Source organism: Agrilactobacillus fermenti (assembly GCF_047943045.1).
Classification (GTDB): domain Bacteria; phylum Bacillota; class Bacilli; order Lactobacillales; family Lactobacillaceae; genus Agrilactobacillus; species Agrilactobacillus fermenti.
On record NZ_CP181347.1, the window covers coordinates 288897 to 302438 of the forward strand.

The 13542-nt window shown below is 41.1% G+C and carries 8 protein-coding genes; 7 read left to right on the top strand and 1 reads right to left on the bottom strand.

What is annotated here, in order from left to right:
- Positions 1 to 517: 517 nt before the first annotated feature.
- The 7 genes from ACNAN0_RS01310 to ACNAN0_RS01340 all read left to right on the top strand — a co-directional run bounded on the left by ACNAN0_RS01310 (position 518) and on the right by ACNAN0_RS01340 (position 12384).
- On the top strand, positions 518 to 796 hold the full coding sequence (locus ACNAN0_RS01310; RefSeq protein ID WP_416353641.1) for a hypothetical protein: 279 nt from the start codon (positions 518 to 520) through the stop codon (positions 794 to 796).
- Positions 797 to 1215: 419 nt separating this feature from the next.
- Complete coding sequence (locus tag ACNAN0_RS01315) at positions 1216 to 4833, top strand: hypothetical protein (RefSeq protein ID WP_416353642.1); 3618 nt, start codon at positions 1216 to 1218, stop codon at positions 4831 to 4833.
- Positions 4834 to 5197: 364 nt separating this feature from the next.
- Positions 5198 to 5995 carry a WxL domain-containing protein gene (locus ACNAN0_RS01320; protein ID WP_230913848.1) on the top strand — a complete coding sequence of 266 codons (798 nt, stop codon included), beginning with the start codon at positions 5198 to 5200 and terminating at the stop codon, positions 5993 to 5995.
- 69 nt (positions 5996 to 6064) lie between these two features.
- Positions 6065 to 7702, top strand: coding sequence for a hypothetical protein (locus tag ACNAN0_RS01325; RefSeq protein WP_416353643.1), 1638 nt, complete (start codon positions 6065 to 6067; stop codon positions 7700 to 7702).
- 38 nt (positions 7703 to 7740) lie between these two features.
- Entirely contained in the window at positions 7741 to 9435 is a 1695-nt protein-coding gene (locus tag ACNAN0_RS01330; protein ID WP_416353644.1) for a hypothetical protein, read from the top strand.
- Between the two features lie 100 nt (positions 9436 to 9535).
- Positions 9536 to 11272 carry a WxL domain-containing protein gene (locus ACNAN0_RS01335; protein WP_416353645.1) on the top strand — a complete coding sequence of 579 codons (1737 nt, stop codon included), beginning with the start codon at positions 9536 to 9538 and terminating at the stop codon, positions 11270 to 11272.
- 104 nt (positions 11273 to 11376) lie between these two features.
- Positions 11377 to 12384 carry a glucosaminidase domain-containing protein gene (locus ACNAN0_RS01340; RefSeq protein WP_230913844.1) on the top strand — a complete coding sequence of 336 codons (1008 nt, stop codon included), beginning with the start codon at positions 11377 to 11379 and terminating at the stop codon, positions 12382 to 12384.
- 186 nt (positions 12385 to 12570) lie between these two features.
- On the opposite strand, the gene ACNAN0_RS01345 is transcribed toward ACNAN0_RS01340, so the two are convergent.
- Entirely contained in the window at positions 12571 to 13389 is an 819-nt protein-coding gene (locus tag ACNAN0_RS01345) for a TraX family protein (protein ID WP_416353646.1), read from the bottom strand.
- Between the last annotated feature and the right edge of the window lie 153 nt (positions 13390 to 13542).

The window sequence follows — 13542 nt, forward strand, 5'->3', positions numbered from 1 at the left end:
TAGAAAAACTCATGGTTGTATGCTCCTTTTCATTTTTTGAGCGTTGGATTTATCTTTTATGTCATCCCAAAGCTCAATTAAATTATACAGATAAAATCAGGTGGGACTGAACGAATTCTGTAAAAAAGCTGCATTTGATGTAAATATGCACCAATATTTTTTTGAAATACAGCCAATTTTAAGGATAGAACATATATGAAACCGCTAGACCAATTTTGCACTACTTGTCCTTGCTGCTTAGCACTTTTGGTATGATAGGCATGTGATTGAGAAATCATGACCTAGATGATGAGAAACAGTTTGTTTAACGTCATCTTTCTTCTTCCCCAGAAGGTGTGGTAAACGGCATCGTTCGTTTACTTAAAAGGAGGTTAGATTAAGTTCTAGCCTCTTTTTTTAACTTTAGCTACGTTAATTACCAAATAGCGACGTTAAAAGCAATTTGAATCCAGAGAACTTAATACATGATAAGCTTTGATTAAGCACGGTGTTGTTAGGACGAATGGAGGTCTTAGTTATGTTTGATAAAAAGAGAAAAGCAGTCTGTAAAACAGCAGCCATTACTTTGTTAACGGAATTCCAAGCGGCTTGTCAAACAACAGCACCGGAATTAGATGGCTTGTTAGATATTATGATCAACCGACTTGTTGCAAGCGATGATGTTGCCGATGTAGTTGCCAAATTTATCAATTATATCGAAATGGAACTAGCAACAGGACAACTAACGTTAAATACAACTGCAACCGAAAAATTGCATGGATTACAGCGGCCAGCTTCTAAAAAATATGTATATTAATTTTTTTATTTATTTTAAGCGTTGTTACTTTAAGTTTTGAAACAGATGTGCTAAATTAAAGATGGAATCAGATGATTCCTATAATTGATTAATTAGTAATGACTATTCTTTTTTTGAAAAAGTCGGTTCTCCCACCGGCTTTTTTATTTTGCCCTATTGCGGTTGTATTTATGTTAAAATCACATTACAGAAAAATAATATTGTATAATGCTTAAAAAGTGGCAGGACTATTATTTCTTAATATCTCAAGTAAACCCATATAAATATTTAGATACAATGAATTAATTTATTAATATTTTTAAATAATTAGTCAGCAAACGATAAAAAATACTTTGATTAATGCTACTATTATAATTTTTTTCTGGTATGATAAACATGTAAAAGTGAAGGGTCAATTTAAGGAGCACAGGGGAGAATCGATGAAAAAACACAAAATATTTGCCTTACTACTTGGTACTGCAATCTGTATGGTGCTGTTTTTTGTTATGCCTGAAGGACTAGTCCAGGCGAATATCTCAAAGAAAATGATTGACAATACAACGACGGTAAGACCAGAAGATATGCGGATCAATCCTGATACGGGCAAACAATATCTACCTGGTGAAGGGATCTCTGTTAAAAGCGGTGTCCAAACAGATACCCAGACCAATGGCATCGACTTTGTGACGGCAGACCAGAATGGCAGGATCAGTGGTGGTGAGTCGACGGTTTATATTCAACCCAAAGCCAATGATCAAGCCTGGTTTAGCATGAATTACATTCAATCAGGCAACGGTAAAACTCCAGGATTTATTCATTTTAATGACGCCAACGCAGCCAATAGCTTCTATAAAAATAGTAGTAGTGCAGATTATAACGAGAATCAATCAAAAAGCAAGATGGTTAGTGGGCCAGACGGGAAGCCGGTCTTAGATACAAGCCTCGCAGATGGTTATGATAATGGCTATTTAAACGTGACCGGTAATGTGCCAGTCTTTGTTAAAATCAAAAATGATAAGGATCATGCAGTTTCTGATCTGTTTGGCGGTAATTGGGGCGTTATGATTCGGGTTGTTTTGCCTGAGGATGTTGATCGTGAATCTTTGGCGAATGCCATTGATTGGGAACAGACTTATTTTTACTTGTCTCTCGAATCGAATAGTATTATTGCAGAAGCAGCGGGTAAGTTTAACTTTCCCTTACAATTTGATCATCGAGTCTACTTTGATAACGATAAGGATAATGTGTTTTATTTGAAAGTAAAAGGCGTGCCTTTTAGAGAGAAGACAAGTTTCAATTGGGGGAATACTGCAACCTTTAATTTATTAGCACCAGAGCAAGATTTAACCGATTACTATAATAATATTACGGTTAAAGACAATAAGGTCGTGCGTAGTGTAGATGATAATGGGGTGACAAAAAACAGTGGGGCTATTACACCTTGGAACCCAATACGAATACTAGGTGCGCCTGCAGGGGCTGTCAGTCAAACTGGACCAGTTGGGACAGCCACGAGTTTGATCAACTTGGCGACTGGCTCCCATTTTAACGCAGGTGTGGCGAATATTGGTGGCTGGCTCGTCGGCTACTTCGTTGATAAAGGATTTAATGGCACGGCCAATATCAACTTTAACTTGGATATGTCTAAGTATACGGGTAATAAAACCACCGCCTACAAAGCCTTGACGCAAGGCCGATTATTTCCTTCACCGTATAGCGATGGACGCCTCAATACGGATAATGGGCTTAATGGCAATCGTCGAGCTATCGGCATCGATCTTTATGGGACCTCGCAGTTGGTGGACCCTTATAAAGTTGGGCGCGATATGTTAAGTGATGACAATATCCTAAATAAGACTGATGTGAATAGTGATGCCAGTTATGATAAGAAATGGAAAGGCAATACGCCCATGGACTATGCGGTGATCAAAAAAAGCGAGTTGGAAAATGGGGCAGCTTTTCCTGTTTATACGAATTTCACGTCTTGGAACTCGTTCGTCGCACCGTTTGACAACTTAGCTGACCGCCATACGGTTGGGCCTGATAATCAAGCCATTCCTGATGCCCATGACAGTAAGGCTAAAGCAGCCTACAATATTCGTAATCGAGTTGCTAAACCTGATCCCTATGTGGATGGTATTTTGGTTAATCCTTTCATTAACAAACAAACATTTGGCACTGCTGATAAGTATGACTACCACTCGACGAGTTTGGACAATCCATTCCTTTTAAATAAACAAGATGCCACGACCGGTCAAGTAACGGCTGGAGCCATTACGCCACAACGATATGCGCAAGTTTATTCCTATTATAAGTTTGATGCGAATGATCCCAACAAAGCGGGGGCAGTTGAACCCACCCCGATTCATGATAAAACACAGGAACATCTCAAACTAACGGTGACGCCAACCGTTTCGGCAAGTTATCATCAGGGCAGCGAAACCTATTTCACCGGTGATTTAGATGGCGCTGGTAACTTGAAGCGCCCCGTGGATACCCAACAAACTTGGGATTATGAAGGCACTTACGATGGCGTTCCGATTGCTGGTGCCAAACTGCGCTTGGAGCAACAGCTTCGCCCGGAAGTTAATCTTAATTTGCCGGACCCTATTTTAGTTAGTAAAAAAGCCCTTATGAAAGGCCAGACGTATACTTACCATAATATTGGTAATTGGAATGATCCTTTCCCAGGGCCTTACAGTGGGGATTTGAGCTTAGCCAACCGTTTTGGGGCTGTTAACGCAATTGCCTCTGGAGAACAGAGCTTGCTTAACGGCTTAAATAGAGACAAAAATACGATCAATTTTACGATCAATGGCCATGACTATGGTGACCCTAATGGGGGAACGGAAACGTCGGCAGGTAAATTTAGCGTGCAGGATATCGATGAAGGTAAGACCTTTAATGTGAATTATGATATTAATACGCAATTTCCTACCTATACGAATATTCCAATTCTTTTCTTACAAGATCGTTATGCCAATGTTGCCATTCAATCCAGGGATTTAGTGACTGGGACACTCAATCATTACCAGATTCCTCATGAGTATGAAAATGGTAGTTCGGAAAATGACTCCGTTAATGAAAAGCAACATGGCATCAGCTTATTTATCCTAGATGATGTCAAAAATGAGTTAAGTATCACGAAGAAGTTTCAAATTACCGATGGTTTAACAAGTACCCAACGCTATATTGATGCCAAACACCAAATAGTCAAAGTGGTGGCGACGGCCGTTAATAAGGGCAATGCGCCCTTGTCTGGCGAAGTAACATTATTTGTGCCTAATTTAGCAACCAACCGGGTAAATAGTATCGTTGTTTCCGATTTAGGTGGAACGCCCAAAATGGTACAGGCCAATGCCAGCAGCCGTTTGAATGACTATACAGAGTTCTCGTTTATACCAGATAAACCAATTGATGTGGGTAAGAGCTTCTCTTATACCTATACTTATGCTATTACGGATTATGATTCCATCCCACTTGAAAACATTTTGATGGATCACGCCATGCAAACTTATGGTACGCAAGCGACGATGATCGGGCAGTCGAATAATATTTTCCTATATAAATTAGCCGGCCCTCAAATTCTTCAAGTACCTGAGCTAAATTTTGGCAAACATGTGACCACACAAAAAGGCCCTTATCAAAGTACAGAAAAGCCTAGAATAACCCTGTATGACAATGACAGTACGGATAGTTGGACATTAAGCGCAAATATGTCGCCTTTCCATGAAGCAGACAGCACTCAGCCATTTATGCCTGACCAGTCGGCAATTACGCTAGACCTGGGTCATGCTTCAAGAATAGGCAGTGATCTGGGTATGGATGAGGTAGATGAAACTTTGCGATATAACCATACGGCGGATACCCTAACCGCCGATGGGACGATGTATCCGATCTATGTCTTGGATCAGAGCTTTGAAACAAGTACGGCCAATTATTTTGATTTAAATTTTGATACACCAGCCAAGCTGAATTTTCCAGAATCAGCCTTTGGGTTCATTAAGTTGAAGAAGTATCAAGCCAATATCACCTATAGTGTGACCGTTGGGCCTTAAGAGCAAGAGTGAGACAAAAGGCGTTTAGCGTCTGAGATATGACGCACGCTTTCAGTTTTTGCTGCAGGTATGACCCTATTTGGGAGAATTCAAATTCAATAACAACCTTTATTTTATAACGAGTTTGACGCCCAAAAAAATGTAACGATGCTGATCATATCATTTTTTGCTAAAAATATATTCAAAAAATAAATTTATATTTTAAAAAGATCATCTACCTCTTTCCTAGATGGTCTTTTTTAATAACTATTTTGAATGTAAAAACTCATTTTTTAGTATTATTTATTTGTTTATTTGAAAATATGGATTTATAATGTAGTCGTTCAAAAGGATAACATGTCGCTCAAAAGGAAGGCGCGTAAAAATGAAGAAAAAAATTTATATTGGACTAACAAGTTTAGTAGCCTTACCGTCGTTATTCGCAGCAACTCAAGTATTCGCAGCAGATGATCCTGTACCAACAAATCCCGGCCCTGGGACTGAAACAACTAACTTGGCCACAAAGATTGGGGATAGTGTTGGTTATCTATCTACCAATGATACACCAGCCCTTGCTAACTCCGTAGTCGAGTTCAAAGTTGATCCTGGTTACTTGACCTTAGATGCTGTACCAGATTTCTCGTTTGAAAAAACAAGTGTCACAGCTTTGGGTAGTGAAAAAGGTGCCAATTTGAAGTTAAATGGATTTGAAACTTCTGGGGCTGATCCAACAAGTAAGGGCGTTGATAGTTTTGATGGTAATAAGACAGGTTTGATTCAAGTCTCTGATTTTCGGGGCACTTTAGCTGGCTGGAAGTTATCTGCTAGTTTGAAAGACTTCACCACAAAAGCGACGGTTGATGGTGCAAGCCCAACCATCAGTGGGACGTTGCAACTGGCAGCCGCTGGTGTCCAAGCACCTTTCCAAGGCGCTGATATTTCAAAGGGCAGCACCACAATTGCTAATGCAGCAGAAGGTACCAGTAATGGGGTCTTCAAAGATCAGTTAACAACAGATTCGGCTACATTAGCTCTAGCACAACAGCCAAAAGCAATTCCAGGCAGCTATCAATCAACTTTGACTTGGACATTGGCCGCAACGCCAGATGCAACTGCCCCTGGTTCTAATACTGGAACGGCTGGATCCGGAGGAAACGCATCTACAACTACACCTACACAATAACACAAAAGACTAGTAAGACTGGGGCAGATGCGACTCTGTGGCCAGTCTTATTTTTAAGGAGGCAGCAATATGATGGCAAGCAAACGTAGGCTGATCCTAATTTTATGTAGTCTTTTGGCAAGTATATTTCTGCTTAACTTCAAACTGCCTTCTAGTTCGGCGGCAACCATTAGTCCTGATGATATCAAGTGGCCCGCTTATAAATATCAACCTTCTGAAGGCAATGTACCCAACCCACAGAATGGCTCAAGTATATGGGGTTTCGTTACCCCTCAAACTGAAGAGGTAGTGACGTATAAAGCAAAGGGCCAAATATCAATTACTGCCCAACTGGCGAAAGGCACGTCAACCGGTGAGTGGACTTTTGTTGTACTAAATCATAATCCAGAGAAGGGAGGATGGGTAAGAAGCATATATAGTAAAAAGGAATCGGCTTCGAAAGATGTTAATCCAATGACTGTAACCTTTAATATGCAATCCAATGATGTTGGTTGGTATTATTTTCAAGTTCTCGCTATTTCACCTGGAAGGAATCCTGACTACTACTACTCGAAAATGATTGCTGCTAAGATTGAACCGAATGGCCAGCCTGCAACAAAAATTTCGGTAGCTAGGGACGTTCTATTTAATGGAATGCCGACAGCAATTTCGGCGCAGCTAGAGCCTAAGAATACTAACGCGACAGCAATAAACTGGGCTGGAAGCCTATTGAGTTTTGCCAATTCAGGAATTGTTAATACAACCATAGCTACTGGAAAACTTGCGGGTACTACTAAAGAAAGAGTTCAAGGAGCACAGATGACTACTCTGTCTGTCGAAGCGGACAATAGCAAAATAGGCACTAACAATGTATCAACTAAAAAAAATATTAAGGTTGGCGGCTTGGATAATTTAGAAGTTAATACGAGTAGTCAATCGCCTGTCCAATGGCAGCCCTATGGCATTGATCCAAAGTACGATGCCCCTAATTCAACGTTTCAGTGGTACTATTACAACGATTTAACAAAGGATACGGTTGCCAAGCCATTGATTGATAAAGATGGCATTCAAGGCAGTAAACAAAAGGTATTGACATTTAATACCGGGGCAGCTGCGCAACGCTATAACCAGAAGTACTTTCAATTAGTAGTGAATTACACAGATCCAGTTACTAAGAAAAGTACGTCTTTCTTTTCCAATAAGGCACAATTGATTGCCAGTGATAAGGGAACTTTAGAATTAGTAAGCGTGCCACAGTTATTTTCTTTCGAGAAAATGGACAGTACTGGTGGAAATCCGAGTGTTCAAGAAATCAGTACGTCAGGTGCTGTTTTGGAAGTGAAAATACCACCGAATGATGATGATAAACCAACAATTAGGGTCAGGGATACTCGAGCGGTGACCGATCCAAGCTGGGAACTTGACGTATCTTTGGTGCCCTTTGAATATTTAGATGGTGACCCTGATTTGCCAAAATCGTTGGGTACAGGAGACGGCGGAAAAACAGAATTGGATGTGGGCTTCTTTGCCACTGACACAAAGGTTATGGATGACGGTGTTCCAGTTTTAGCACTAGCTTCAAACGATCGTGGTAATGACATTGCGAAAAAGGTTTATTGGTCAGAACTTCATATTCCACAGACACCTAATATTCAAACAGGAGCGTATCAGGCTGTGTTGACTTGGAACTTAGTGGCAGCACCGACTGCTCAAGCGCCAACCAAATAATAAATTAAGTATTTAAGTTTTAAAAGAGGTGCATAAAAATGATGACCCAATACAAGCACATCAAGTTGTGGTTACTGCTGGCAATTGCAGTTTTAAGTGGGGGACTTTTGTTGCTGCTCGGTGTTGGGTCGGTTTATGGGGCACCAATAGCTGAATATCCGCCAATAAATCTGGATCCTTCTTTTGAAGCGAATCAACCGATGACTCAGGTGACGCCGCCTAATCCCCCCTCCGCTCAAGGCGTGGACTTTCTAGGTCTAGGTATTGGCATACCCGGCGGCTTTACCCAACAACCGGTTGCTTCTAAAACAAATTATAATACGGGAGAGATGGTTCACTTTCAATGGCAGACTGTTAAAAATTTTGAAATAGTCCTTACTACAGAGGTGTCCTACACGGTGCAGCTTTATCAAAGTCAAAGCAATACATGGACAAAAGTAATAGATAAGCAAGTGGGAGTATCACCGATGGGAGTTCGATTCATTCCCTCACGGCCAGGAAAGTATATATTTCAAGTGACGATGGATTATGATATAAGGTATTGGGATTGGGAAAGCATGTCTATGAAAACTACAGCACATAAACCATCTTATTATAGCCAGCTACTTGTGGTCAATGTCGCCCCTAAACCAACACCTGCCACTAGTATTAATATCTCAGGAACGCTAAGTTTATTTAATGGTGTTCCTGGTCGATTACAGGCAAATGTTCTCCCGGATACAAATACAGCTACGATCGGTAATTGGAAAAGTGCTGATCCTGATCATCTAAAGATATCAGCACAGAATGGCAGAATTGCTGAAATTTTGGGCACCTTGCAAAATACACAAAGTTATGGCCAAGGTGCTGGTGAGGCTAAAACTGTAAAAGTAACTGTTGTTGGTGATAATTCTGGTACAGGTGTTGCCGACGTGTTGGGCACGACCTATGTCAAAGTTGGTGGTCTTGATCCAATTACAGTTAATGCAAAAACAGCAGGAACCGGGCCAATCACGTTTTCGCCTTATGGTCTAGGCGACGTGACAGGTAATGCAACGTATAAATGGGTGGTTTATAAAAAGATAGATGGTTCACCATATGTAAAGCTGCTCTCGAATGCACATATTGACGATAATAAACCAACGTTACAATTTAAAAATGTTGCACAAGCCCTTGGTTTTACTGATAACTATTTTCAACTACAGGTCACTAGTGGTGGCCGGACATTTTACTCTAATCTTGCTTTACTAAAAGTGTTAAGTGATGCCCCTAAACAACTGACAATGACAACGATGCCCAACTTAAAATTTGCGGCACCAGCAGGTACAAACATTACTATTGGTGATTTATCCAAAAAACCAGTTACCTTAACGCAAATGTCGGACACAAGTGGCACTGGAGATAATAGTAATCGAATTCATATTTCAGACACACGAGCCTCAACCAGTGGCTGGTATATGAGTCTGTCGATGCAACCATTTAGCTGGGCCACTGGGAACCGGAAGGCTGTTTACGGCTCGAATGAGTCGGGCGGCTCAGTGTCTCTGCAGCTGAAGATCAATGAGCAAAAAAGTACAGTCAAAGATGATGGAAAAACGACAGTTGTTTATCGGCAAGATAGCCCTGGTGATCTAGATGCACTGATCAATAGTGCCCAATTGATGATCAGTCCGACAAAGGATGTTTATTCGGGAGAATATCAGAGCCAGCTGACATGGACGGCAGCTTCAGTACCTGATCCAACAGCACCGTAATCTCAAGAGTATGGCACAAGGAGGACGTAAAAGTAATAAGAAAATCAGCCTTATTTTGAAAATGATATAGGGCGATTGAGCAATAAAGAGGTGCATGAAGATGATGACCCGATACAAGCGCATCAAGTTATGGTTACTAATGGCAATTGTGGCTTTTAGTGGGGGACTTTTGTTGCTGCTAGGTGTGGGGTCAGTTTATGGTGCTGATGGCAACTTTAATCTCGGAAGATTATCGCCATCGTTTGAGACCGGACAAACAACGATTTTGCCAGCACCACCTAATCAACCATCTAGTCCTGGCGCTATAATTTTAGGGATTTTCGCTATTCCAGGTTTTTCCCAACAACCAGCAGCAATCAAATCTAATTATTACGTTGATGAGACGGTTAATGTTCGGTGGAATGTAGCTGTTATGTTTAGGCTTGCTATCTTTCCCCTTATTATAAAAACGTCTCAATATACAATCTGGCTCTATCATAATCAGACGGCTAGCTGGGATAAAGTAGTCGATAAAAGGGATGGTTCTCCGTCGCAAAGTCTTAGCTTCAATGCCACTAAATCAGGGACGTATCTATTTCAAGTTGAATATTATCGTGACTCAATCTTTGGACTGAAACAAGATTCTTACAGTCAATTATTTCAAGTCAATGTTAATCCAAGACCTGTTCCAGCAACTGGCCTGGCTATTTCAGATAATGGCGGTTTATTCAACGGTGTATCAAGTCAGCTTCACGCCGTAACGACACCCACGGATAGTACAGCAACCATTAAAAATTGGCATAGTGACAATCCAGATTTAGCAATTACCAATCAAAATGGGGCAACAACCACGGCAACTGGCACACTAAAAACCGATACGGATATGCCCAATGATGTTGGCGATGCCGAAACAGCAACCGTGACAGTTGATGCTGATAACACTGGGATGACTGGCGGCATGGTTCATGCACAGAAGATCGTAAAAATAGGGGGGCTTGACCCACTTATAGTAGATGAAAGCAAGGTGGGTAGTCAAACTCCAATTGTATTCGCGCCTTATGGGCTAAGTAGCATTGTTAACGGAAAATATGATAATAAGGATATGGCGCCAACTTATCAATGGGGCTATTCTGATAAAGACCATCCCAAGACTTGGAGTACAGCTGGCTTTGATAAAATGGGACTTGACGCTACTCAATCGACCCTACAGTTTAAAAATGTGAAGCAAGCCAATCGGTTCAGTGGGGATTATTTTCAATTGCAAGTGACCATAAGAAATGGCGGTTTAGATGGTACTAAAAACCACACTATTTATTCCAATCGTGCCTTGCTGACTGTGAACACCCTGCAACCTAAACAACTGACAATGATATCCATGCCCAATTTAAAGTTTGTAACGCAGGCAGGCACAAATGTGGCTATTGCAGATCTGGTTAAGAATCCGGTGACACTAGTGCAAGCGGCAAGTACAGGTGCAACAAGTGGGACTGAGAACAACAATAATCAGATTAATATTTCAGATAATCGGGCCACAGTAAATGGATGGCGGTTGAGTTTGAAGATGGTCCCATTTCATTGCATTACGAAAGGCCAAGGACAAGTCACTTATGGTTCAAACAGTTCTGGTGGTTTGGTTACTTTGAAATTGAATATCAATAATCAAGCGCATGCGGTCAAAGATAATGGGCAGGATACAGTTGTTTGTCAACAAGCCATCGCTGGGGATCTAAACACGGTAATCAAAGGGGCTCAGCTGATCATCCAGCCAGCAAAAAATGTCTACGCGGGGCAATATCAAACACAATTGACCTGGACAGCATCTTCCGTACCACCTGCCAATGCACCACAAGGATCTTGAGTTAAGGTTTCATTTTCTTTACAGTCAACTTGAAGTGCTTGTCCCGAACGATTCAAGTTGGTATCCTTAGAAATAAGTGACCAAATGATTTAAGGGGAAAACTGATGAAGAAAAAAATAATGAGACAAGTTGCTGCATTAAGTCTTGCAGGTGCTGTAGGTACGACAGCTACAGCGGCTGTGGCACCATTGTTACAAACTGAACCAAGTAAAGCTCAAGCCGCTTATACGGCCCAAAGTTTTTTGACACAGATCGGACCGACGGCGCAACAAGTTGCTACTCAATATGGCTTATACCCATCGGTCATGATTGCTCAAGCCATGTTGGAATCAAGTTATGGTAATTCTAAGCTCGCGCAAGCACCGAATTATAATATTTTCGGAATCAAGGGCTCTTATTATGGACAATCAGTAGCTTATCAGACGCAAGAATGGCGGGATGATCATTATGAAACTATCACGCAGAATTTTAAAAGATATCCTAATTTAACGGCTTCTATTCAAGATAATGCCATTAAATTACGAGAAGGTGTTTCTTGGGACGCTAATTATTATAGTGGGACTTGGATCGAAAATACGAATAGTTATGAAGATGCGACCAAGTGGCTGACAGGCCGCTATGCCACGGCACCTGATTACAACACGAAGCTAAACAGCTTGATCCAGCGCTATAATTTAACGCAGTATGATCCTCAAGTTTCAGCTGAATCTGGTGTTGTCACGATTAAGACTAGCGGTACACCAACGTATGATAAATATGCTGGGCAACGAAATTCTAACGGGGATTGGTTGGGTTATGGCACGCAATGGAAATATGGCCGTGTCGTTAAACTATTTAATTCCGAAGTTTGGTATGAAGTTGGTAAAGATCAATGGGTAAGTGGTCAATTCGTCAGTGTTAATGGTCAAATTCAAAATAATTCCGGTGTCGTACGTGTTAATAATGGCGCCGGTGCAGCAATCCATATGGGGGCGGCTGGAACCGCAAATGGTCGTGTCCTTGCCCAAGGGACTGATTGGCGTTACTTCCAAACCGTGTCGATCAATGGTGAAACTTGGTACAACCTAGGTGCCAATCAGTGGGTTCCGGGTAGTAGCATGACGCAGATGTAGCATAGCAGAGTGCGACAAAAAGCGGTCAGCGGCCGAGCATATTAAAAAAGCACTCAGAACCTTATCACCGGTTTCTGGGTGCTTTTTTAATGCGCATCATAAATAAGCAGGAAAAAGTGCGTGTTAATCTAGTTGTTCTAAGGTACTTAGATTAATGATAATGATCATCAAGATACAGTGAACCGCCTAGAATCCCTTTAAGTTTAGGCTGTAAGCAATCAAATAAAGGAGCCAGATATGAGCCGGGTAAAAGATGTAAAAGAAGTATTTACTGCTGTGGCCTTTTTGCCCATTGTAAAACCAAATTGGAATGGCAGCAAAGACCAGCATCCAATTATAATTGCTAGTCAATAGGTTGGTGAAATTGAAGTCGGTACTTAAGAAAGCAATGAGGGCTAGGCTGGCGATTTGGAAATTGCGATGGTTTCTAAAAAGGTAGAGCATCACTGCTAATATGACATAGAGTATGCCGCCTTCCGTGATAAAGATATTTGGGATAACCATGGTCGTGATGGCCGAGAAGAGTTGGATGGATTCAGAGCCGATCGTCATGAGTATCAAAACAGCGCTACTGACAAGAATCTCAGCAAGTAGGATGCTAATACCACGCCATAGTTGTCGCGAATCTTTGCGTTGATACCCTTGGCTGATGTGTTCGATGGCGTACATCGAAACAATTCCTAGCAAGAGTGTGGCGAAGATATTATTGACAAGTGCGAAACGACCGCCATCTACGGGAAAACTTTTTTGAATGATAAAGCTGCCAAAACTCATGATCCAAAAGCCAATGAGTAAGCGCTGCATGTATTTGAATTTATTATGCGTATGCGTGAAGCCTTCAACGCTGAGAAAAATAAATATCGGCGCAACGACGCGGCCAAGCATATCAAACCAGGTGGGAATACCTAAGGGACCTAGTTCTTCATGGATATGGTCTACAAGCATTAAAACAATACCAATTATTTTTAGGTCGAAATTAGTGAGTCCTTTTTTTATTCTTGCCATGACTGCTCCTTATGTACGTGCGTTTATAAGTTATGGTAATCTTTTGCTTGTCACACCGCAATCAATCTAACAAAAGTGTTCGTTACTGTTATTTTTGTGTAAGTTAAAAATATAGGTTGTCTACCAACATAATATTTAAAAAACATTTAATGA